General features: G+C 37.3%; 11 protein-coding genes and 1 pseudogene. 3 read left to right on the top strand and 9 right to left on the bottom strand.

Features of this window, described 5'->3' with window-relative positions:
- From ltrA to DB42_RS07080, 6 genes are all read right to left on the bottom strand, one after another.
- Positions 1 to 1,227 (bottom strand): group II intron reverse transcriptase/maturase (gene ltrA, locus DB42_RS07110; RefSeq protein ID WP_044882363.1); only part of this gene is annotated, 1,227 nt, incomplete at its 3' end.
- A 647-nt stretch (positions 1,228 to 1,874) separates the two neighbouring features.
- Complete coding sequence (locus DB42_RS07105; RefSeq protein WP_044882362.1) at positions 1,875 to 5,303, bottom strand: hypothetical protein; 3,429 nt, start codon at positions 5,301 to 5,303, stop codon at positions 1,875 to 1,877.
- 209 nt (positions 5,304 to 5,512) lie between these two features.
- Entirely contained in the window at positions 5,513 to 12,304 is a 6,792-nt protein-coding gene (locus tag DB42_RS07100; RefSeq protein ID WP_044882361.1) for an ankyrin repeat domain-containing protein, read from the bottom strand.
- 26 nt (positions 12,305 to 12,330) lie between these two features.
- On the bottom strand, positions 12,331 to 13,824 hold the full coding sequence (locus DB42_RS07095; protein ID WP_044882360.1) for a hypothetical protein: 1,494 nt from the start codon (positions 13,822 to 13,824) through the stop codon (positions 12,331 to 12,333).
- A gap of 82 nt (positions 13,825 to 13,906) precedes the next feature.
- Positions 13,907 to 14,614 (bottom strand): hypothetical protein, encoded by a 708-nt coding sequence (locus DB42_RS07090; RefSeq protein ID WP_155117462.1) that lies wholly within the window; start codon positions 14,612 to 14,614, stop codon positions 13,907 to 13,909.
- A 1,209-nt stretch (positions 14,615 to 15,823) separates the two neighbouring features.
- Positions 15,824 to 16,558 (bottom strand): hypothetical protein, encoded by a 735-nt coding sequence (locus DB42_RS07080; RefSeq protein ID WP_042238844.1) that lies wholly within the window; start codon positions 16,556 to 16,558, stop codon positions 15,824 to 15,826.
- Positions 16,559 to 17,090: 532 nt separating this feature from the next.
- Here DB42_RS07080 and DB42_RS07075 point away from each other — a divergent pair.
- Positions 17,091 to 17,417, top strand: coding sequence for a type II toxin-antitoxin system RelE/ParE family toxin (locus DB42_RS07075; protein ID WP_202965077.1), 327 nt, complete (start codon positions 17,091 to 17,093; stop codon positions 17,415 to 17,417).
- Positions 17,418 to 17,422: 5 nt separating this feature from the next.
- Positions 17,423 to 17,827 (top strand): helix-turn-helix domain-containing protein, encoded by a 405-nt coding sequence (locus DB42_RS07070; RefSeq protein ID WP_044882356.1) that lies wholly within the window; start codon positions 17,423 to 17,425, stop codon positions 17,825 to 17,827.
- 257 nt (positions 17,828 to 18,084) lie between these two features.
- Here DB42_RS07070 and DB42_RS07065 read toward each other — a convergent pair whose 3' ends face one another.
- From DB42_RS07065 to DB42_RS07055, 3 genes are all read right to left on the bottom strand, one after another.
- Positions 18,085 to 20,787: a HEAT repeat domain-containing protein gene (locus DB42_RS07065; protein WP_044882355.1), complete on the bottom strand. Its 2,703-nt coding sequence runs from the start codon at positions 20,785 to 20,787 to the stop codon at positions 18,085 to 18,087.
- A 62-nt stretch (positions 20,788 to 20,849) separates the two neighbouring features.
- Positions 20,850 to 21,938, bottom strand: coding sequence for an NACHT domain-containing protein (locus DB42_RS07060; RefSeq protein ID WP_044882354.1), 1,089 nt, complete (start codon positions 21,936 to 21,938; stop codon positions 20,850 to 20,852).
- Entirely contained in the window at positions 21,935 to 24,202 is a 2,268-nt protein-coding gene (locus tag DB42_RS07055; RefSeq protein ID WP_044882353.1) for a hypothetical protein, read from the bottom strand. Before DB42_RS07055 ends, DB42_RS07060 begins: the two co-directional genes overlap by 4 nt.
- Before the next feature lie 541 nt (positions 24,203 to 24,743).
- On the opposite strand from DB42_RS07055, the pseudogene DB42_RS11610 reads away from it, so the two are divergent.
- Positions 24,744 to 24,966 (top strand): annotated as a pseudogene (locus DB42_RS11610) (hypothetical protein); the annotation flags it as partial.

The following is a 24,966-nucleotide window of genomic DNA, read 5'->3' as shown; positions in this document are numbered from 1 at the left end:
GCCCATTTTCCAGTGAGCAAATAGCTGAGGTTCTCGTTTTGCGATCCCTCCCAACCAATGCATTGCCCTTCTGCTGTGGCCTCTTAACTTCTTGTATTTCCTTTCCGCCCACCTTGCTAATGTACGGTTTGCAACATTGAAAATTTGATAGAGTTCTGATTTGTAATATTTACCATAGTAGTTGATCCAACCTCTTATCATGGGATTGAACATTCTTGATAAATCTACAATCTTCTTGTCACTGCGCAGATGCATTTTCCAACTTCTCATCGTACTCGTTATTGCTTTCTTTGCTTTATTGCTTACTGCGGGACTAAAGTTGATGAAGTGTTTTCCATACCGATTCTTTGATCTTCTGGCTCTAAAAGTATATCCCAGAAAATCAAATTTCTCGTTTAGGTATCTTTTTCTTCGTTGATCATCTTTGCAATAAACTATTTTTGTCTTTGCAGGATGTAGCTCCAGTTTGCATTGAGCTAAGCGTTCTGCAATAGCTTTCTTTATTTCGTTGGCTTGCGCTTCCGTTTGACAGTGAACCACTATATCATCAGCATAACGCTCGAATGGATTACCTGGATAGCATTTCCTCATCCATTCGTCTAAGGCATAATGAAGAAATAGATTGGCTAGTAAAGGGCTGATTACACCCCCTTGTGGAGTCCCTCTATCTCTTTTTATAAGTTTCCCGTCTGCATCTTGCTCTGGCGCTTTTAGCCAGCGTTCTATATACAGAAGAATCCATTGGCTTTCGGTGTGTTTCCTTACGGCTCTCATGACGAGCTCGTGGTCTAAATTATCGAAAAATCCTTTGATATCAAGGTCAATAACATAGTCGTTGCGCCAACATCTCTGTCTAGCGACTCCTACGGCTTCTAACGCTGATTTTCCAGGTCTGTACCCATAAGAATCAGGATGAAAATGTGGGTCAATCTCTGGCTCTAGATACAGCTTAACGACCATCTGTGCGATTCTGTCTGATACTGTGGGTATTCCCAACTTTCTCAGCTTTCCATCACTTTTTGGTATGGCAACTATCTTTACGGGAGGCGGAAAGTAGCTCCCCGACGATAGGCGATTCCAAAGTTTATACAGATTGTCTTTAAGATTCTTTTCAAATTCTTCTATAGACTCTTCGTCAACACCTGCTGCTCCTTTGTTAGCTTTTACTCTCTTGTATGCTTCCCATACAATGGATTTAGAAATACAATACGACTTTGCTGTATTCATCGATTCCTCCTGTTTCCAGTTGTTCGATTAATCTTAAGCTAAACAATATAGTCCCCTTCGCTCCACCTCCATTACAGAGGTCTCCTCACTACTACGGGCTATTCCGCCCCTGTTCCTTGCATCGGTACTCTGGTTCTTATGGGGCTTCCATTTGAACTTCTCCCTTTTCATCAAGGCGACAGGTTCCCACGTTCCGTATAAGAGCCTGTAGTTAAGTTCACGTCACCTTTATGCCGGATGCCATCTAAGCAGTTAATATTAGGTTTCCCTTAGATTTGTCCTGGGTTAACTAAGACCCCCCAGTTTTGACATCATCCCTATGCTTTCGACACGTCATCAGTGATTCATTTGCATTCGTCTCCTTAACTCTCACCTGATATAGTCTTGCTATACCTTTTCCTTAACGCTCACCACATGGGCTCTTTACCCATGCAGCTTAAGGTGGTTTGTAACCTATGCCTAAGTCATCGGTTACTAGGGGCCTTCCCTAATCTCTTGTACAGCATCTTTGACCCGCCGTTGGCTTGTCAAAGTTCGTGGCGCACCTTAGTCTGCATACCCCACCTTCTGAAAAATGTCCCTCTGCTTAACAAAAGGGAGTTTATGAAGTACGTGACTGCATAAAGAGTAGATTAAAAGCGTATAAGTTATCTTTTTAGAATAGGCAAAAAGTTAATGCTTGTAATTTCTTTCAAGTAAATTAAAAGTCCTGAACCATCTAAAGAGAAATAATTATTCCATTTTAGCTGGTGAGCGTCAAATTTTTGATTAATTTCTCTTTTTGTGGCTTCTGTGTGCTCTTCTATATTCCTTAAAAAATGTTCCGTAATAAGGTGAAATAAGTCTCTTTTCTCCTGATTAGAAAAAGCTTGAGAGTCATCTTGTAAATTGACTTCAAAAGTTTGATCTAATTCTAATTTTAATTTACCTAATATATGAGCGATGCGCATTAGTTGTTCCTCAGCATTTTCGAAGAAATTTTTGACCCACTCTTCAATTGCTTTTTCCTTTAACCTTTCTACAATTTTTTTTAGAAAAATTTTCCATGCTAGCTGTCCTCTTTTGGTTATTAATAAAGATAAGCACTCTTCAGCCAAGACAAGATCCAATCCAGCCAAAGAAGAAAAATCAATACTTTTTTTAGACGCTATTCTTAAGGAGCAAAGTCTTTCAGCATACCTATCTAAGGTGCTATCTTGAGCTACATGATCACTCCATTGTCGAAAAATTGAAAAAAAATGCTCTGTTTTTGCAGCTAGAAAGCGCTGCAATTCTGCTTGGAAAACTTGGACTGTTGCCAAGGTTTTTTCCTTTAAATCGCGTTGCCTTTTTAGCAAATTGATAAGGACAGTATCTGTTAAATCCTCTTCTTGTTGGCTGATCAACTCTTTAATTTCTAGGCATTCTTTATTTACAATAATTTGTGAAGACCCTGGCTGTCCTTGCCTACCCGCCCGACCAATTGCTTGATCTTCGACTCTTTGTGAATCTGGATAAAATGTTAGCAGAACATGCAATCCCCCATTTTGTAAGCTTTCTTGACTAAGAACAATATCTGTTCCCCTACCTGCTGTATTTGTGGCAATCGTTACCATGCGTGCCTCCCCTGCCCGATTTAAAATTACATGTTCGAGTTCTTCTTGTACTTCATTTAGAATTTGAGCGTGTATTTTTTCTTTTAAGAGGTGTGTAGCTAGTTCTTTTGTCTCCTTAATTGTAGCACATAAGACCAAGCAGGGGCGTCCTATCTGGATGCATTGCTTAACGTTTTGTAAGATGGTTAAATGATATTTTTCAGTTGTTGGAACAAACAGAATAGGAAAATCTTGTCTTTGTAAGGGACGATGTGGGGGAACATCAAAACTCTCAATGTGATAAATCTCTTTAGTTTGAAATCTTTCTGCTGTACCTGTCAAGGCCGTAATTGTATGGTAAAATTTGTAAAAAACAGCATGAGACAAGGAAAGAGGAGTCAAAGTTTCTTTTTCGACGAGAATGTCGTGTTTAACCTCTAAAAATTCATGAATTCCATTTGACCAGCGGCTATTTTCTGATACTCGCCCAGTGTCAAGGTTAACAATTTGAATGGTTCGTTCTGCATGCCCTTGATGAGTCTTTTTTACTTTAATGATATATTCCTTATCCAAGCTTAATTCAAATAAGACATGATGAGCTGACCTGAGCCAAGTTTGGAGCTGATCATCTTGGAGCTGGTTAACCATTCTTTGTTGTTCTAGATTTAATGTATGATTTAAAAAGGATTTTAATAAAATAAGTGCTTGGCTTTGATTTTCTTTCACTGTTTCCTTATGCTCACGTACAAAAAGTAAGATTGGGGCATAAATCCATTCATAAGAATTAGTGGTTGGACAACCCAACCTTGCCCCATTTTGGGCATTATCAACTAGAAGATTATCCGACTCATCAACCATTACAACATCAAAATTGCGGTGAATATAGGGAATTTCTAACCTTTGTTGATAGAGTTTTGACCCCCAAAGCATATCTTCCATCCAGGCAAATTCAAAATCAAATGCTGGCCCATAAAGGATCTGTGCTTCAAAGTCTTCAGGCCTTTTTCGGTCACGGCAAATGTGGCTTATGGTAATCCCACATTTTTTAAAAAAGGTGGCAAATTTATCGTGATCACGAATTGCAAGGTAACGAGCAGAGGTAATAACGTCAATAGCGCGACACTCCATAGCCATGAGGAAAGCCCAAAGAGCAATAATTGTTGATTTGCCCTCTCCTGTTTTAACTTGTCCCTGTCGGCTTTTTCCATCAAGCAGAAGAGCCAAAAGCGCAAGTATTTGCGTACTAAAAGGATAAATACCAAACTCTAGCCAGATGGCGACACGACCGATAGCAATCAAGTTAAGGCGATTCTCTTCATTAATGGAAGCTGTTTTGGCTAAGTTGCGGATTGAGTAGGCCTGCTTCAAGAGTTCATGAAATTCCAGCTGTTTATAGTGGGTACATAATTTTTCAAGGGTTTGATACTGACGAAAAATGAGGTGTAGTTCTCTATCGTTTAAAGCCTGCGTTATCGTAGGATCTCGCTTAAATCTTATCAAACGCTGCGAAATAGGATCTTGAAAAAAGGTCTCATCTGAAGATGTTGGCTTAAGTTGATTTTTAGAAAGCGTAACTAAAAAATTCCACTCAAGGCGTTGATTTTTCCATTGATCTATTAAGGTATAAAAATCATCATTTTTTCTTATTTTTAATAAGAATTTCAAGTTTTTTATGGCCTGGCTCAAGGTCCATTCAGTTGTTTGATTTAAGGAAGTTAAATAATCATCCAATAATTCTTCCCCTATCTTGTTTTTTAGGCTTAGGCATAAACTCAAAAATTCCTTAACATCTACCTCAGAGGGGTGCTCAAGCACCATTAATCGTTCTGGAGAATGCAGAGAAAAAAGAGTCTTATACAGTTTAAGTTTCTCAAATTCATCAAATTTAGTGTTATAGGTAATGTTAATGGAGTAAAAAAGACAAGCGTAAGTTTCGCTTCCCCATTTTTGATGAGTTGAGAGATGAGATAAAAACTCGTCAATCAATTTTGGCAAAGCATAATAGGTTTGACAGTCATAGATTTGGGTGTAAGCTTGTAGAATTAGAGAAGATTCTGGGATGTTAAGTGAATTGGAGAGCTGGCTTTTTTGTTTTCTATGGATTAAAGTAGGCAGCTTATCTGCATGAAATTGATCGACCAAAGAAATAAGGGTTTTAATGGAATGATAGGCTTTTTTTTTATTGTCGATCTGATGCAGAAATTCACCTAAAAATCCTTTTTGAGCAATTTCAAGAACTTTATTCCATGTGGGTTGAGTTTGAAATTTCGCGTTTGAAAGGAGGCAAACAAAGAATTTTTCCCGTTGTTTAAGAAACAATTCATTTGGTTCATGACTTACCCGAATAGCACCTAAGGCAACAGAGACAATATCTATTTCGTCTCCTTTTATTTGATGCAAATACTGCTCAAGGATTTCTTTTAAAGGACTTGTCAATTGCTGGAAAGTAGATCTTTCAGTACCAGAAAGCCATTGCACAGGATCAATTTCAATAGGATTCATTTTTTCCTTCTTATCATCTTTTTTTCATTGAGAGGGCGATATTCAAACTGTAAGGGTTACGATTCTTTTTTATTTTTATTTAAGTGAACACCCCCTGTGACTTACCCAAAATGGAACACTCGACTCCGCATGCTTATCCTAGCAAGGAGTAGTGCTCATTTTAATTTCTACTTAAAAGCCATTCTAAAATTATTCGAGAGCTTCTCAATTTAATCAGAATTTCTACTAAATTTTTCAAGGAATTGCTTTACCTTTGGGTTAATAACCTCTTTATGAGCTACTATCAAAGGAGTAACTCCATTTAAATCCTCTTCATGGACATTAGCTCCTTGGTTTAATAGGAGACGAATAATTTCTAAATTCTCAGTATATACTGCATTGTGAAGAGCTGTTCTACCCAAAGCATCTCTTTGATTGACTGGAAAATGTCGAAGCGTCAATTGAATAGCTAAAGGGTTATTTGCGAGAACAGCAGTATGAAGAGGGGTATTGTTTTGAGGAGCTTGGGTAATAATTAAAAGAAGACGGTCTATACATTCCTTTACATCAATTGTTGCAAGTTCTAGTGGAGAACATGAGTTAAAGCTAGTTTTGAGTTTAGGATTGGCGCCACAAATCATTAGCAATTCAACAATTTCTTTAAACCCTTTTTCAGCGGCAATGTGCAAAGGTGTCATTCCCAGTGAATCTTGGATATCAAAATCAGCTCCTTGGTCAATTAATAACATCACATGAGTCAAATTACCAGCTCGTGTTGCTAGATGCATTAATGTTTCCCCTTTGCTATTTTGATATTCCAAAGAAGGATTAATGAAGTCGAGCATCAATTTAAATTGCTCAGGCGATGAATTAGCAGCAGCTAGCTCAAGAGGGATTTGACCCGTATCATCGCAAAGTTTCCAGTCAGCTCCTTGCTTGAGAAAAAACTCGGTGACATGCAAAGCACCGAATTGACAAGCATAGTGTAGACCTGTCAATCCATGATCAAGCCGTGAAGAAATGGGAATACCCATTGCATACAAAATTTTCACGGGATCAATGTAGTCCTTTGCAATTGCCAAGCAAATAGCTGGTAACAGCTGGCTAAGGTCGTTTATTAGCAGATATTCTTGGAAGAGGGTGATCAATCTTTGAGTATTACCCGCGCTATTTACGATAAGGCTTTGCAAAATATCTACGCCATCAGAAGTTCTTTTATGTGGGTTTGCTCCATGTTCAAGAAGCCATTTGACTGCTTCTACTGTTCCTTGTTTGGCTGCCAAAAGGAGGGGTGTGGTTTCTTTAAGTGTGTGCTGTGCCTTTTCTGTATCTAAAACAGGAGTTTCAACTGAAATACCTTGAGAGAGCAAAAATTTCATAGCTTTGATCTTACCTGCTAAAGCTGCAGCATGAATGGGCTGTAATCCTTGATCATCATAAGTAGAAATCGATAATCCTTGCTCGGCAAGAAAACGTAAAATGTAAATTTTATTGCGAGTCGCAGCAATATGTCCAATAAACTGCCCCTCATCGCTCATTTGATTAAATTGTGCCCCACGAAATAAAAGAAAAAGAGTAATTTCTTCATTTTTAGATAAGAGCGAAGCCGATAGAGGAGTCAAAAAACTCCTCCCTTTTTTATCACTGTGACTTGCTCTATGATTGACATTTGCTCTAAATTTAATTAAGAGACGAATAATAGGATAATTGCCTTTTAGGCAAGCAAAAATCAAAGGTGTGATTCCAGAAGCGTTACAGAATTCAACATTAGTGCCCCCTTTCAATAGTGCTTTAACTTGCTCGCGTTTATTTTCTTTAATGGCATAAAAAAGAGGGGTAAGCTCTTGATGATCTACAGGATCTACTTTAGTAGGGCCGAGCTTTTTGATGAGATTTTTCAAGAGCTCTATATTATCTGCGACAGCTGCAAAATGCAAAGGCGTTTGTCCTTGATGATTGGTTGTATCCAAAGGAAACACATCGAATTGAGTTGGATCTAAAGAAGTGTTTTTGATCATCAAATGCGCATATGAATTGCCCTCACAATCTATTAAATGAGGATTAAATTCTCTAATTTTAGTAAGAGCTATAATTAAACGATTGAGTTGTTTAGTTTTAGAATAAACGCAAGCTTTTAAAATGAGATGTAAAAGCGTACCTCGCAAGCTGGACCCCTTTAAATTTATGGTAAAATAGGTATTAATTGGCCATTGAGGTAATACTTCTAAAATAGAAGCAAGGTCTTGCTTAGAAACGGCAACATACAGCTTTTCGGTCAATCTTTGATAATTTTCTCTTTCTGGATTAATTCCTAGCTTAGCTTTCACAGCATAACGATTGTTTGCGAAAGAAAGACTAGTAAGCTTAGCTCCATTTTCTTCATCAATTAAAAATCCACGGTTAATCAGAATTTCAGCACAATGTTCGTGGCCTTCTCGACAAGCAATATGTAAGGCGTTATGACCCATTCTTTTTTCTCGCTTAGCATTTGGATTTCTAGTCAAAATGATCTCTAACATTTCTGCTTGACCCTCTTTGGCTGCGAGTAATAAGGGTGTCCAACCCTCTTGATTTTGGTAAGTATAAGAGGCTCCCCTATCGATTAATCTCAAAAAAGCTCTCATGTCCTTGGCTTTAATGGCAAGCAAAAGGGCTGTATCACCTGTGAAATAGCTTGGCTGATTCAAGTCAGCTCCTGCTTTGACAAGTGTATCTAATATCTCTTCTTCCGCGAAAGAAGCAGCACACAAAATGACATCTGGAGTAATGGGGTTGCGATGATTTTCGTCTAACAAAAATGCAACGTTTTCTTCTCTTTTGCTTTGAACAGCATAAAAGAGAGGATAACGATCTTGGTCATCTTTGACATTTAATTGTGCTCCACAGCTATATAAATAACCTAAGACTTTGCTTGAAATGCTTCGAGCAGCAAGATGAACAGGGAGAAAAAATTTTCCATTTTCAATTGATTGGTTAACAAGATGAGAAGCACCAAATTTTTCAACAAATAAACGAATGAGATCTACGTCACCCCTTTCTAAAACGCTGTAAAATAAATGTCTTCCTTGATAATGATTGATTAAAGGTAAGCTTCTTTTCTTTATTTGCCCAAGCAAGAAACTAAAAACTCGCTTACTTCCATTCTCGCCTGCAAGATAGGGAAGAGTTTTGCCTCCTTCTGCTGCTAAAGGTTGAAGAGGGTCTTTCGTTTGTTGATAACGCTTTCTGAATAAATAAATTCCATCAGATTGAGCAAGATAATGTTCAATTTTCCACCCTTTAGTATCTTTTATAGTGTCTAAATTTACTCCTTGAGGAATTAAGAGATTGGAAATAGCAACGTGATTACCAGCTTTAGCAGCCGATAATAACAAATCCTGCAGTTCAATTTGAGTAAAATGGGTGTTTTTAAAAATTGAGTCAATAAAAGGAGAACCTCCCTTGTAACCTGTTTGCAGCAAAAGTTTAAAAAGGCGTTGAGGAGTAATTTCAGCACCACGTTCTAATAAAACTTCAAGAAATGGATAAAACTTACCTCTAATGGCCAATTCGATGGGAGATTCTTTGAGTTTATTTTTGGTACTTAAATCCCTCACATCTGTAGTTAAATTTAGAATATTCATGGCCACTGGAAGATGAGCATAGCGAAGAGCCATGAGTAGTGGGGTATCTCGTATGGCATTTTTATAGTCTAGATAGCCAGGAAGCTGGCTTAAAAGTTGATTAATCTCTAGCGAATTCTTTTTGATGGCCATCTCAATGGTAAAAGGAGTCAAGCTTGATTGAAGAGTCAAAAGTTGGCATAGCTGTAAATTATCATGCTTGAGAGCATAATCCAAGGCTGTTTTTCCATTTTTTGCCCTTTTTTTCGGATCAGCACCTTTTTTTAGAAGATAATCGACTAAGGAATATGAGCCTCCTGCACAAGCAATCATAAGAGGAGTAATGCCTTCATTGGTCTCCGCATTAATTATTTTCACAGCTTTTTCTGACTGCTCCAATATGATTTTTATAGGTTTTAAATCGCCTTGATGAGCAATGCAATGCAGTACCGTATAGCCATCATTTAGCATGGCATCGCCCCATGCTCCTCGATGTATTAACCATTGAATTGTTTTGGATTGTTTGTGCTGAATAGCGACGATTAAAGGGGTTGCTCCTTGATTACTCACAGCATTTATGGTCTGAGGGTATTTCTCTGTTAAAACTTCTAACTGATTTAAATGCCCATGCATGGCAGCATAATGAACGGGAAGATAGTTTTTATTGTCGCCTACATGTGGAGATAAGCCTTTCTTTAGCAGAGCAATGGTGAAAGCAGGATTTCTTGCACTTGCACTATGATGCAGTAAAGAACGACCCTCGCGGTCTTGCATGTCATCTAATGCAACATTTTGAATCAGATCAACAAAATTTTCTTCGTTGTCTTGAGTAATCGCTTGCAAAAGCTTTCGCATTAGTTGGCTAGAGGAAGGAATAAAAAAAGGAAAATCTTGGTCATTTTTTCCAAAATCCAGACTCATATTATCGAAGCCAAGTTTAAAAATCATCCCTTTAGGTTCATTAGGATGATGACTTTCAACTGCTAAACACTCTCCCCTTTTGGTATTTTGAAATGCTCCCCCCATTTGTTCTAAAATTTGATGGCTCATCCAAGAAGGTTTAACTTTTAGTGAGGAGGTATTCATTCCACATCCTCCGACAATTCTTTTACCCGTTTCGATCTCTTTTGCAGATTGTTCGCTGGGTAAGATGAAACAGTCTAGAGTAAGTCTCCCAATCGGTTCTAGTTTATTTTGGTTTTTAAATATACTAGGCAATACCTTAAAAAAACGCTGAATGATTATATGTGGATTATTGTTTATCTCATTTATCAGCTTGTAATTTTGCCCACTGTTTTCTAAAAGAGCTTGCTTACATTGATCAAATAAATTCTTGATGTTTTCTAAAATATCTATTTCGCTCGTGCATTGCTCGATATGAACTTCATATTTTGTTTCATTAGCTAGCATGTCTTGCTGCAGAAAAGGCGAAGCATTTCCATAAATTTCTTTTTGAAGGATTTTTTTAAAATCACTCTTCATTCGATCGTTTTCAATAGTGCTTGTCTGATGGGAGAGAAACCGGCCAATTAAGGTCTCACTTTGATTAACGAACGTTTGAAAAATTTTGAAAAGATTGATTTTTAATTCTTCCTCACGCGGCTCTAAAAGAGGAAGGGGGGGGAAGAGGGTTGGGCAACTGGCCGCTTTAACTTCTACTTCTGGTAAAAAAGGAATTTTGCGATGTTTTTTCAAGGTCATAAAGTAATAAGAAAAGAAATTAATTACTCCTAGCATAGCAAAATATTTACGGCAAAATGGCATTTTCACCATGTGATTATGAATTTGCTGCTTCATGAATTCATAAACTTGAATTAGCTTATCGTAAGCCGCAGGATAGCAGCCATTTAATTTGTAATATTCTTCGAGTGCTTGCTGATAATCGGGATGAGGTTCAACGGTATATTGAACATCAAAATCTGGGCTAAGGACAAATAATCCTTTTGACTGATAAATCCCTTTTTGTTTGGCAATTATTCGAAAGGAGTTTGTGAATTTTGTATAATCATTGAAAATGGGATTTTCCTTTAGATAGCTATCATCCCAAGCTTCATGCACACGTCCACTAAGCTCTTCCTTTATTATTTCTAAGCTGCTCATTTCTAAAGCTTTTAGTAGAGATCTTACTGAGTTGTAGGTTTGACCATCCCCGCTAAGTTGCGCTTCGGCATAGCTTTTAAGATTAATCAATTGCTGTAGCGTAGAGCTGTCAATGGAAATTGGAGCAGGTTTTTTTTGCCATTCGTGAATAAATGTTTCCTTAAAAACTCCTCCATTGAGATAGCCTTTCATAAAATAATCAAGCATGCTAAAAACCTGGCCCACAAGAGTATTTTCATAAGCAGGATGGATGACAGGATACAAGTTGGCATTTGTATTAAAATGTAGGCTGAAGAAAGGGACAGTATCATGAACATAGATTCCATAAGCAAGCTCTTGAAGGATTTGTTTCAGTTCTTGGCTGTTAAAGGGCACATCCTCTCCTTCAAAAGCCGGGATGAAGAAGGCATGCTCCGTTGTAAATAGCGATTCAGGAGAATCGAAGAGCCCCTCAATTAACTCGACAGAGCAGCCGACGCCTCCAATTTCACCCCTTGCCCCTCCTTTTATAGGAGCTGGATGATCTTGGTGACAGGAGTTAAACGACTTTGTCAGCCCTGTTTTTTGTAAAGTTTCATGAAATTGAGCCTTTCCTGGTGTAGGGTCGGGTTTAAAGTTTTTATCAGGATCTTTTTTATAAGCAAACCTCCATTTATCTCTAAATTCAACCGGTGATTTATACCTAGGATGCTTATTATCTCGATATACATCTATATGAGAAGGCTCTCCGAACCGATTATGATGATCAATGTGGTAAAAAACTCCTGTTTTTTTATTATAGTATGCTCCTTTCCCATTGGCTGGATCTGGGCCTGAAGTTGTAAATTTTCCAGCTTTCACTTTTTCTTCAAATCTGTTGACGAGCTCTTCTTTTGTTAAATGCGATACAGGGCTTGCATTCCCTGTTTTGATATGCCTAATTTGAAGATTTTTGCTAAAACGACCAGCCCCTTCTAAGTGGGGCAAGATGAGAAGTTCTCTATCAAGAGCATCAAAAACAAAATCCCACCTCCTTTGAGAAATATTTTCAATTCGTGCCATCAAGCTGTGGCCTTTAAGTTCTGGATCAAATGCTGATCGAATTTTATTCTTTGGAATAACAGAAAAATCCTTTTCAGGATTTTGTATCACGCCAATCATTCCATAATTTGCTAATTTGAAAAGCTGGATATAGCATCCTTTTTCATCCTTAAAGGGAAAGGTGAGAGGAACCAAAGCACGAAGAAATTCTACTGCATTGTCTCTAGTCAATTTCTTTTCTTGGGTTAGGATAGGAGGGTTTGTCAAAGAATCTAGATGATTTAATGGATTTAGCGTCATATTCTCACTTTTTCCTAAGGTTAAATTTAGAAAATTATTTCTAAGTCGGGTCGTATCTCTCTAAGAGTGGTTCCTAAGACAGGAGAAATATTTTGAGATGTTTTCATATAAAGACGGGACAAATTTTTTAAATTTTGCACAAGCGCTATAACTCCTGTTTCAGTTAACATATAGCAACCAGTGATATTAAGCTCCGTTAGATTTTCTAAAAAGCTAAGGTGCTTTAATCCTTTATCCGTTATCTTTTTGCATCCCCATAAAACAAGTCTTTCAAGGCAAGAAAGGGTTTTAATAAAGGCAAGTGTCGCATCACTAATATTTTGACAATAAGTGAGGTCAAGATCTGTAAGGTGTGTTAATTGCTTAAAAGAGCAGAACCCTTCATCAGATACTTTGCTACAATTGCGCAAATTAAGAGTTTTTAAACTTCTTATCTGCGCAATTTCCTTTAAGCCTTCATCTGTTATAAGTAGGCATCCATGTAAGTTTAGAACTTCAAGTTGGGGTAGAGATTTAAAATGGGCCATGGTGAAATCGCCAATATCTTGACAATAAGAAAGATCTAATTCCTTAAGATTATGTAGCTGAGAGAGAGGCTGACCACCCTTATCTGTGAGCTGATGACAACTTTTAAGGTTCAAATAAATAAGGGATGATAGAGTGCCAATAGTTTCTAAAGCGGTATTTGTAATATCACAGCCGCTTAAATTTAAACGTTCCAATTGTTTCAAAAATTTTAAATAGGAAATACCTTTATCAGTAATTGTCTCACAGTGTTCCAAATAGAGTTCTTTAAGTGAATGAATAGTTCCAACAATTTTAAGGCTTTGATCCGAAATTTGCCCACATTCTTCTAAAAAAAGCCCTTCCAGGTGAGGAAGAGCGACGATTGTTTGTAGCCCCTGATCATTGATATGCGTCCCCTTGAGGTTTAAAACTAATAAATTCTTTAGAGAAGCTAAATAAGATATTCCTTTATTAGTAATATTTGTACACCTTGCAAGGCATAGATAACTTAAAGACTGAAGTTTTTGTATCCATTTTAATCCTTCATCTGTCAATCCTGGTTGATTACCAAGAGATAAAAATTGCAGTTGCTTCAAGCCAGATAAAGTTTCAAGGTCATGATCTATTAAATATTCGCAGTTGTTAAGATCGAGCGATAAAAGTGTTTGAGAAGAAGAAAGGCATTTGGCAAAACGCTCATCGATTTGACAGTTATTAAGTTGCAGATGAGTTAAATGAGGAAGGGAGCCCAAAACAAGGATACCGTCCTCACTTAAGCTATAAGCCGGGTCTATTGATAAACTAGATAACTTGAGAAATAGAGCTAAAGACTTTAAACCTTCGTCAGAAATTTCGCATGAAAAATGGAGAGACTCAATTTGAGGGCAATATTTTGCTAGCAAAAATAGTTCTTGATCACCCCATTGATAACCATTAAAATTAAACTCTTTTATCCCCTTTTCCTTTAAAGCATTTAGATCAGCTTCCAACGATAATTTTTTAGGCATTAGCATGTTTTTAAACTCTTCTTAATTTGCTTCGACATGACTGTAACGGCTCTATTTGAACGAAAATTTTTTATTAATTAAACAAATTTTAAGGTTTAATGCAATGCACATTTAAAAAATGCAAAGCTTCTCTAGCTTTTTCAGTATTTTCTTCGGCTAAACTGTTTATGAGATTTTCACGGAAAATAGGATTGCTTTCCAAAAATTCGGTTGTATAGGTTATGATACTCATCCAATAAGCCCTCTTTTGCATCTCAATTATCCACTCTTCGACGAGGAGGTTTTCAAACGGTTGGGATTTATTCATCTTTGGAAAAGTGAGCCAACTATAGCTTGCCTGAAGAGAAGTACGGAGCCTAACATCATTTTCAATTAAGATTTTGAGATAACCAAATATTGCAGCTATTTGAGTGTGTTCCTTTTTTAAAGCCTCAAACTCTTCAAGTTTTATCCTAGGTAAGACTTGTTCCGAGGGTCCTTTCAAAAAATTTGCTGGCAAATGCGTGAAATATTTGAAGACCTGATTTACTTTCTCAACGCCCCAATAAACTGAGGTTTTCGCTAAAATATAACCGTTGAGTTTCTTGTTAGAAGCTGGTCGTTTCCATAACAAATAGTTAGCTAAAAGATTAATTGATAAGATTGCTATCGGTTCGCAAAACAATAAAAGAGAAAGACTATTTCTTTGTTTTTCCCCAGCATCAACAGAAATGTTAAATAGAAGAGAAACAAATATCCCTGTTAATATACCTAGCACAAAAGTCATAATGCGATAAGCTTTTTCTTTGCTTTTCATATCAGGATAGTTAAATTCATCTCGAGGCTTAAAAGGAAAAATAATCCAATTCGCGGCTAAAATTCCTATTGTCAGCGGAATTGGAAATACCCTTTTACTTCTTAAGAAAGAATGACAGGCTGCTCCTAAACTACCCCCCCAAATAAAAGAGAGAAGGAAATAAAGCTTGTCCTTTTTCCTCTTATCATGAGAGCAAGAAAGTTCGTTTGAAAAAAAAGTGGAATTAATTTGGGGAATCATAATGTTTAAATAATTAATTTAATTTGCAAATTATTAAGTTTTAATTATGTTAGTGACAAAAGCAATAATAAAACACAAGGTTATTACTTCAACTTTTTTAAAGGGCTAACATGAATCTTTCTAGGAAAAATTTAGACAATTGCCTAAACGTACTTTCTCTGTTTCCTTCGAAAGTATTTTGATCACACATAATCTTCCACTTCTATAGATTTGGTAAAATGGTTTTGCCTTTCTGCCATTAAGTTAAATTCCTTTTCTTTAGGCAACTTTTCTTCATGGGTGTAATCACGATATGCCAAATTCCGTAAACTCTGCTTCCCACGGCAAATCAATGTCCATGTATTTAAAACGAACATTATCATGTTTTTTTAGGACAAAGAATCGCCTGCCGAAGGCTTTCTTCTGCTGTACTAATCTCATTTGCTTTTATCTCCTAAAAACATTCTTGCTACCTGATCTTACATTCTCTAAATTCTTTACCTTGATAAACACAGCACATGTGAATTCGAATATTCCTGCATACAGAAACAGGAAGTTCATCTACCATATGTCCAAAAGGCAATCCATTAACTTTTTCCCAACTTTGGATAAATTTAAGAAGCTTTTCCTCCGGGAGAAAATTCTGTAAATCCGGTGATCCAAGATATTCGAGTTAAAGAATTTCTTGATATAAACATAGCCAAGCACAAAGGAATTAGCTTTGCTTACATTTTCATAAAAAAATCGCCTTCGTGGAATGAGGATTAGCATGACTTCAGATGAAGACCAACGAGTATTTGGCCAATCATGATAATTAAGCGGTTGAGTATATTCGTCAAAAAGGCAGTAAATCATTATGATTTGCTTTTCCATAGCTTCTATCCTAAATTTTAGTTTAGAAAAAATAATTTTAGGATTTTGAAGCCTTTTTCATTTAAACAAAAAACTTATATTAACTTAGTATTTTGCAATTTAAATTAATTTTTCTCTTTAATCTATTTCTTTTTGTTCCATATACTCTTTGAAAGGAATATCGTCTAACAAAAGAGGGGTATTAGGAGAAAAGTAATGCATGAACTTATCTAGTATTTTTAGCTCATCAATGAGGGCATCGTCTACTAAATCATCGCCTAGCTCTTCAATTTGTCTTTTTAGATTTCTTGCTCTCTTGTTAATTAATTCTACAGCAGCTTGCTTGCGCAACTCTTCTTTTATCAATACTTCTTTAAACCACTTTTTTCTATGAAGGCTTTTCTCTTGTGCTATTTTTATCCGTGCAAACCGGTCTTTCTTTAAGATCCCCCATATGGCTCCAGAAAGCATAAGAATAGGCCCGATAATTTGTTTAACAACTGGAAGATTTGGTGTTTTCGTTGCAAATTGGCAAGCTCCTACACACATAGCATAAGTAAAATTGCTTCCATCTTCTAGAGGCACATAGCTCATGTCCTTGGCAGTAGCATAAATAAAGCTTTGTCGATATTCATTTATTGCTTCAAAAAACAGTTTATCAATTAAACGAATAGTAAACATTTGATGCTCTGATGGTAAAGATAACTCAGCCATACGAGAAGGCATTACCTCGCTCGTGTTCTTAAAAAGCCTCAGCAATTGAGTCGTTTTTTCTTTATCTTTCGTTGAAACATAGAAAGGTAATTGCCTTGATGTACTTTGGATGAGCTCGCCAGGTACATCAACTTTAGAGAGTGCAAGATAATTAACCATATTTAAAACCTTGTAAGCTTGTTTAAAACCTTGTACGCTTGATAGGTTCACTATGAGTAATTTACAAAAATCTAGTCAACAAATTTTTGTGTATCACCTCTTTTTTTTAAACTTTCATTTACAATCAAGCTTATTAGTAAGCTTAAAAGTTTTTTCAGAAGCACTTTTTATTCGTTACTCACAAGGAAAAGAATTGGCTCACTAAAGCAATTTAGTCCAATGGAGCGCTACATGGTAAATGTCAGCATGCAATAATACTCACTAGACAAGCAAAGAAAGAAATTAATAAATTAAAAAGTAAATAGTCCTGACAGAAAAATAAAAGCTAGCTCGTCGATTCGATATATCCAAAGGAATAAAAAATATTTTCAGGGAATATCTTGAGGACTTTAGAGAAAGTCTAAATCTTTTTTATGATTGGCTATTAGATTCCTCTGGAGGGGTTATCCCAATTTTGGGATAATATATAGGTAGAGAGACAATGGATCAAAAAAAACCGATTCTCTAGATGGGATCTAGCAAAAAAGACTTTATGGAATTTCCTGATGGAGTGAAGAACGAGATGGGCCATGCTTTATACATTGCTCAAAAAGGTGAAAAACATAGAGACGCTAAACCTCTTAAGGGATTTGGAGGTGGTTCTGTGATTGAAATCATCCAATGTGATGCCCGAGGTACCTATCGAACAGTGTATACGGTTCAAATGGAAAAAGCTGTTATTATTCTTCATGCTTTTCAAAAAAAATCAAAGACTGGCATCCAAACTCCAAAGCAAGAGATTGATCTAGTTGAGCAAAGATTGAGAACTGCCCATCAAAAATATAAAGAATGGCTTGACACACTTAAATTAAGAGGTTGACTGACATGGTCATTAAAAAAAAACAACAAGAGATAGAAAGAAGTGAGTTTGAAATTAGTAGTGACAATATTTTTGCAGATATTGGAGTTGCTAACGCAGAAGAAGAACTTACTAAAGCCGAATTGGCATGGGAAATTGACAATATCATAAAAAAAAGAAAGCTTACCCAGCAGAAAGCTGCAACACTTATGCAAATCAATCAACCCAAAGTATCTGCATTGTTGCATCGAAAGCTGGGAGGTTTCTCCATAGAACGCCTAATACATTTCTTAAGCCTACTCGGGCAGGATATTGATATTGTGGTGAAACCAAAGCCTCATCATCGAAAAAATGCACGAGTCAATGTTTTTGGCCATAAAGAATATTCAGGAATTCTATCCAATAGTCCTATGGCTACAAAATCTTCTTAATAAAAACTACTTTTAAAAATTATAGAATTAGGTTTAATAGACACCTCTTAGTCTGAGGAATTTGGTAAATAAGCTGAGGGCTGTGTAGACTTAGTCTGCTATCGGGATAGGCTTTTGTATCTTCCCGATCCTTAAAAACAGCAAAAGCACTATTTGGCCTATGAGTTTTATTCATCTCTCTTTTTTAAGGAAAAGAATGTACCCTTTGCTTCGTCAACTTAAACCTCCACACAATTTTTTTGGGGCTTTATCTTGCTTTAAGGCTTTTGAGCATAAATAAAATGACCGCCTAAATCCACAATAACAATATATTCTTTAGGTCTTTTTTCCTGAGGGGTATTTTTCCACTCCTGAGATCTATCTTCTTCAGATAAACCTGCTTCTGGAAAGATCAGGCTATCATAAACACCGCACTTCAAATGTTCTTCGTTGACAGTCACTAGCCTTATAGGAATAGATAAAGCCGAAGCCAGCCTATCTCCTTCGCCTAAGCCGCTTACCCAAGTTCCTTTTTCTATTATTTCTTCTGCTCTTTTACTGTCTGTGTGTTTAACAATGCCTGAGAGCACTTGCCTTAAATAAGAAATTTTATCGTGGTGATCTTCTAGCAAAGGAATTTTTCTAGAAAGGTGGCCGTAGCTTCCTAGAAAAGCGCTAAAAAAGCAGTCGCCATCACTTGGAACACCTTTTAATTCAAAGCCTTCTCTATGTAGATAGGCAGCTACAGTATTTACTTTTAGTTTTACTGAGTCACTAATAATAGTTGAGGAATCATGCCATAACAATTCAGCTATTTGAGGTTTCTTCCAGTGGCTGAGAGAGGATTGTAAATGATTTGTTTGATCGGTTGCCTGCAAATGATGTTTTGGTGAATTACCCTTAAAATTCTTTGAATGAAACCTTCTCCATCCATCAGTTTGCTCAATTAACTGCTTCCACTCTTTACATACTAGTTTAGCGTGGCACAAATCCTGCAACCCTAATTCGTTGAATATCTTTAAAGCGATTTCTTCATATACGCTAGTGTGCCTTATAGAATGATTAGATTGTTCTTGTTGTTCCTCAAAGGCAGGAAATATAAAAGGGTAAATACGAAAGGTCTCTAAATTCATAAGCTTATCCTTAGCAATCTCGCCCCCTTGCCGTGCCACTACCTCTAAAACCTCAGCAGCAAATATTTTTGCATCACGATCGCCTTCCTGGAGAATTTGGATGAGATCATCAAACACTTCATTAGCAATCTCGCCCCCTAGTTGTGCCACTATTGCTAGAGCAGCGGCAGCATGCTTTTTGGCACCGTAATTGCCTTCCTTGAGAGCTTGAAGAAGAGCTTCTAGCGCTTTCTTAGCAAGCTGCCCTCCTCGTTGCACCCCTATTGCTAGAGCATTGGCAGCATGCTTGCTCGTATCAGGATCACCCTCGTTGAGGATCCCAACGAGAGCAACTAGCGCCTCCTTAGCAAATTCCCTTCCTTGTTTCGTCAACACTGCTAGAGAGGTAGCAGCATGCTTTTTGGCACCATAATTGCCTTCCTTGAGAGCTTGGATGAGAGCAACTAACGCCTTCTTAGCAAACTGCCCTCCTTGTTGCACCCCTATTCCTAAAGCATTGGCTGCATGCTTTCTAGTATCAGGATCACCCTCGTTGAGAATTCGCATGAGAGCATCTAGTGCCTCCTTAGCAAACTTCCCTTCTCCTTTTGCCACTATTGCTAGAGAATGGACAGCATTGTTTCTGGCATTAGGATCATCCTCCTTAAAAATTCGCATGACAGCATCTAGCGCCTCCTTAGCAAACTCCCCTCCTTTTGATGCCACACTTGCTAGAGCATCGGCAGCATGCTCTTTGGCACCATAATCGCCTTCCTTGAGAGCTTGGAGGAGGACATCTAGCGCCTTCTTAGCAAACTCCCCGCCTTGCTGAGCCGCTAGTTGTAGAGTCTCAGCAGCAAACATTTGGGCACTATACTCGCCTGCCTTGATAACTTGGGTGAGAGCATCTAGAGCCTCCATAGTAAGCTCTCCTCCCTGCCGTACGGCTTCTTCTAAAACATAAACGGCATTAACAACAAATTTTTTATCAGCATAATAGTTATCACAATTCTTAAGAACCTCGGCAATAAATCTCACTATTTCTGGGGGTAATCTTTGCCCTGTCTCTATGGTATTTATTAAAATGTCTAGCATATGCTTTCTTGTCTGGGGAGCGGATAGCAATTCTACGATAGTATGTATTATTGTAGGATGATGAAGAAGATTTTTATTTCTGATCAATCGTCCAAAGTCTAAGCTTGATAAAGAGGGTTGTGTAATATAGCCTTTCACTCTTTTTATGAAGCCCTCGTACTGCCTCACCTGAGCAGGATTTTGACACTCCTCAAAGCACTCCGCAATTAACGGGAGTTCGCTCCTGCCAGCTAGCTCCTGAGGCTCAGCAAAGAGATCATTAAAAAAGAGCTGTAGCGGGTTTGAATCTAAATAACGTCGATTACGTGAAGTAGACAAAGAAAGGTAGCCGGCAATCATGCGCAAAACTGGGATATAGTGGGGTTCAAATTTGTAATTGCGCACAAAATTTTGGCATGCTTGTCGATTTTTTCCTTTAAGATATTGATTGGCAAATTTTGAAGCAGTTAAAAATTCTTGAAAGGTTAAGTGAATAAAATACCCTTTTTCTTCCGGAATGCGGATAAGTCCACAATCGGCAAGCTCATTGGATGTGATTGCGTCGCCTCTAAAGTCATCGATCTCTTGCTTTCCTAAATAAAGGGTATTGTTTTTCATGGCAAAATCAGCCATTTCTTCAAAAGCTGTGGCAATTTTGGCTACTTCTTGATTGTGGCGAAGGTTTTTTTCTGTAAGAATTTTCTCCTTGGTTTGATTAGATTTGCCTTGGTCAATCCTTCTTAAAAGAAACCATTTATACATCCAATTAACAATCCGTTCATAAATAGCAGTCATCGTAATGGATTGATTAGAATCAAAAATCTCTGGGTCTTCATTAAAGAGGCAACAAAGAAGAGTCAAATTAATGGGAATTCGCGCAAGACTTGAAACTTGGGGAGACCTTTGTAATAGTTGGTAAAGTTTTTGTTTTTTTCTTCTGCTTGCACTTGTTTGAAAAAGTTATCGATATAACGTTCGACCCCTTCTTTATCAAAGCCTAAAAGCTCTAGCTCACAAGAACGGTCAAAAGAGCAGCTTCCAGGTCTTGAGGTAATTAGAATATGGGGAAATAACTCTTTTAGCTTGTTAAAGGCTCTAGCAAGACTTGTATTTCCTTGAGCCTCTGCTGAGAGTTCATCATAACCATCTAACACAAGCAGGGTTTTTTCTAGAAAAGCAGCATCTTTTATATAAACCTCAATCACTCTCGAATCAATTTTATCTGCATATTCTCTGGCAATAAGATCAGCGGGAGTATACTCTTTATCATCGGGATATTTCCTTAAAGTAAGGTTTCTTAAAGGAATCCAAAAAAGATAGGAAAAGATACCTTGCCATAGCTCCTCTTTTGCCCAGCGATAAACAATGTAGTGGCATAAGGTGCTCTTACCAATTCCTGCTGCACCTTGAATATAAATTCTTTTTTTATCTTTTTTTTCAAGGTTTTCATGTTCGAAAAGTTTTTCAATTTCAATATTCTTTATAGGTTTGGGGATGGTTTTAAAAGTTGGAATACGATCATCTTGTATGTAATCGGAATGTTTATTAAGTACTTGGTCACGCAATCTTCTTTCTTTGCTTTCAATGATCCCTAAGCGTACATAAATTTCTTCTAAAGGAACTTTAAATTCCCACCCTTGCTCTGCTTTAATCCTAAAAATAGAAAGGTTTTTTTGAGAAAGGTAAAGGCTTCGAAGAGAGCTAACAAGACTTTGTGGATTTAGGGTTGCTGGAGGCACGGGCTGCCCATTGTATTGATGAATAACAGATTGGACAACCATTTGTGCATATTTCTCTAAATGGATTTGACTAGCAACAGCCTGGGCGGTGTTTGGTCCAGACTTGGTTTGCAAATCGGGATCAAGAGGTATATACGGCTCTGTAAGACTGTTGCGCTCACGATAACCTAACCCATCAGCAGAGCTTTGTGCTGATGGGCTGCTCACTTTGGGTGATTTCTAAACACCCCCTCGGCTAAACTTTGGGCTGCTTCTTTAGGAGGATTTGCTACCACTGCGGATTGAGAATCAGGGTCTTGGTCCATGTGGTTCACTCTTGCCTCTCCTCCTTCTCCAGCCATCACTAAGTTTGTTGCACGTGCGCCTATCCTATGATGTTCATCTGTAGCGCTCCCTTCAGCGGTAGCTTCGAGAAGGGTAGAACTTAGGGGAGATTTTGTGTTAGAAAGAGGAGCTAATGATAAAGATTCTATCTCTTTCTTTTGCTCAGCTTTAAAAGGGATGCATGAGTTTCCCCCCCATAGATAGCCTTTTTGCTCTAATCTAGAAGCGCCAACCAGACCGATTAATTTAGCGCTAATCGATAAATAGAGCTTTTTCTCATGTTCAAAATAATGCGTTTTTTCGTCTTCGCTAGAAAGAGTGCTTAATTTTTTTATTAATTCAAGCGTTTTTCTAGGCTTTTCAGCATCTAAAATTGTAGGGTTTAATTTAATACGCTGGATGATTTTTGCTTGATCATTTAGAAGAGCTAACTCTTTCCGTTTAAAAGTGCTATAAGCATTGTCTCTTACCTGTTTAGCTTTAAGATAGGTAAATTCGGGCAAATCCTTTCCTTTTTTACCTTGGGCTAAACGTTTTATGATCCCATCATCTAATTCTGCATTGCGTCCACTAAAAATAAGGTTAAAAAGCCGCTGTCCATACTTGGCTGTATAATAAGCGACCTCTTCAGGAGAGTAACCTTTATGTGTTAATTCTTTACTATGTAAAAGCTTAAAGCCTACTTGCTGGAGAGCTGAGCCTAGTAAAGTTTGTTGGGAGATAAGAAGGTCTGTGGCACCGCTCTGTCCATTTACGACATGATGCACAGCAGAGCGGCACACATAAGCTTCATTAGCAAATGTGCTTGCTAGGATTTGGCGAAATTGATGCTCTGTTTGCAGCTGAGCTGTTTTTATAATGTTTTGGTGTAGTGAATCTTTTAACTTACGGCAACTTTCTTCCAATACAGCGCAGTTCTTTTGCTTTATTTCAATCAGCTCTTGGATATCTTCATCGTCACTGTTATGGTCTAATTTTTTTAAGTCGGCCAACTTTTTATCTAATGTTTGCTTTTTTGCCTCTAATTCATCCATTAAAGGCTTCTTTTTACTCTTTAAATCTAGGATTTGTTCATAGCACTCTGTACATTGTTCTAAATGTTCAACATAGAGCCTGTTAAGAGCGGCAATTGTAATGTCTTCTTCACGTACTGGTGGAGGATCTAATTGGCTTAGCTCACGTATTTTATCATTAAGTTTGGTTAAATGGTGACTGTGTATGTTTTCTACCTCTTGAAAAATGGTATCATAATCCTGCTGGCAGAGTGAGAGGTTGGTTTCTTGTACATCATTAGGCAATTCTGATTTAAGGATTTTGCTTAACCTTTTTTTAACAAGATCTTTAAATGCTTGCCATTCCTTTTCTTCCAAGCTACAACGTAGGGAAAATAAACTTGCCGCCATTTCTTGAACGTGTTTTTGATATTTATACTCTTTAAATATTTTGGTAAATTCTTCTTCAGAAAAAAGCCTCTCTCCTTGAATTGAGGGATTATTTTCTTCATCGTGAAGAAATTTGGGATAGATTTCTTTATCTTTGGCTATGGTATCTGTATAAGCATTAGAATCTCGCTGGGAAGCAGAGGCCATTTTAAATAGCTCTTCCGAAATACTATAGAAACCATCAATAATAGCGTTGGTAATGCGTCCTTCATAATCGAGCCCTTCCCTTTTAATCCTTGCTTCTGCATGCTCAAAAAAAGAGTTTTCTCCTGTAAACGTGGTCAGAATAGAAGTATCAATATCGGAAGTTAATTTGCGACTGCCAGGCGCTTTAATAGCAATCTTGCACTTTTGCGACTTCTCTAACCCTGTAGGCACCTGAGCTGTTTTTTGCGTGACTATAAATTCGCACCATTTCGCGGTAAAGGTATAACCATCAGTAGCCGTTTTCGCTATCCTACCTTCTATTCCTGCGTCTAGATTAAAATAAGAAGAGGGAAATATTCTTAAAATTGCTTCTCGGTAGCTGGCATAGTCGACTATATCGCGGTCCTCTATGTGGGCTTGCATCTTTTGAGCAGCTTGCTCCTGAGCGCCCGCCTCTAGGTAAGAAGTTGTGACATATTGTTTTTTAAGGGTTTCCCAACCTCCTAGCTTTTCAAACCGTTGGATTGCAGAAAAATCTTCTCGAATATTCATAGACATAATGACCTCTTTGGTTAATTTAATACTATGTTACGGAAAAAAATGAGCCCTTATAACCTTGAAAGTGGTAATTAATTTCCTCCAATTTTATGATTCTTTTACAACCCAAATAATATTTTATATTTTAGTTTTATGCAACTTGTTTAGCTTGAGCATAAAGTGTTCTTATGCGTTATTGTTCGTATGCGTTCAGGAGTGTTAACTAAAATATAGGAGCTCTAACAGGATTTGCTCGAGATTTATAAGCTTGTATAAAGAAATCAAATACATCAGCAGCAAGCCATAATCTGTCGCGAAATTTTATCCTGCCTCCGCTAGAAAATGACTTGTACAATCTATCTCTTCTAGATTAAATGCTTTACGCAAACTTTAAAGTACTAAAAAAGTACTTTTCCAAAAAAGGCCTATAAAGGCAAGCACATTAAAACTGATAGTTTAATAAGTTGATTATAAAGATGGCATATTAGAATGGCTGATAACCTAGACAATACAGAATAAAAAGCATTTGACTCCCTACCCTACAAGGTAGTATAATTTGATTATGATAAGAAATATTGTACAGACAAAAATTTTCGAAGAAGAGATTGCAAGGCTCATAAAGAAAAGAAAGCTAAAGAAGGAAGATTTTGAAGATTTCAAAAAAAGCTTAGCCGAAAACCCAGAGCAAGGCGATGTAATTATTGGGACTGGGGGAATAAGGAAAGCTCGTTTGAAATCATCTTCTAAAGGTAAAAAGGGTGGATTTAGAGTATGCTATCTAAATA

This window comes from Neochlamydia sp. EPS4, from assembly GCF_000813665.1.
Lineage (GTDB): Bacteria > Chlamydiota > Chlamydiia > Chlamydiales > Parachlamydiaceae > Neochlamydia.
The sequence above is the reverse complement of the archived record's forward strand: the minus strand, read 5'-3'. Positions and strand labels throughout refer to the sequence as shown.

Bases quoted from the DNA above. Each gene is read 5' to 3' on its own strand.
- DB42_RS07070 (WP_044882356.1), top strand. From the start codon at position 17,423: ATGGTCATTAAAAAAAAACAACAAGAGATAGAAAGAAGTGAGTTTGAA.
- DB42_RS07055 (WP_044882353.1), bottom strand. From the start codon at position 24,202: ATGTCTATGAATATTCGAGAAGATTTTTCTGCAATCCAACGGTTTGAA.
- DB42_RS07065 (WP_044882355.1), bottom strand. From the start codon at position 20,787: ATGACTGCTATTTATGAACGGATTGTTAATTGGATGTATAAATGGTTT.
- DB42_RS07075 (WP_202965077.1), top strand. From the start codon at position 17,091: ATGGAATTTCCTGATGGAGTGAAGAACGAGATGGGCCATGCTTTATAC.
- DB42_RS07080 (WP_042238844.1), bottom strand. From the start codon at position 16,558: ATGGTTAATTATCTTGCACTCTCTAAAGTTGATGTACCTGGCGAGCTC.
- DB42_RS07100 (WP_044882361.1), bottom strand. From the start codon at position 12,304: ATGACGCTAAATCCATTAAATCATCTAGATTCTTTGACAAACCCTCCT.
- DB42_RS07095 (WP_044882360.1), bottom strand. From the start codon at position 13,824: ATGCTAATGCCTAAAAAATTATCGTTGGAAGCTGATCTAAATGCTTTA.
- DB42_RS07090 (WP_155117462.1), bottom strand. From the start codon at position 14,614: ATGAAAAGCAAAGAAAAAGCTTATCGCATTATGACTTTTGTGCTAGGT.
- DB42_RS07105 (WP_044882362.1), bottom strand. From the start codon at position 5,303: ATGAATCCTATTGAAATTGATCCTGTGCAATGGCTTTCTGGTACTGAA.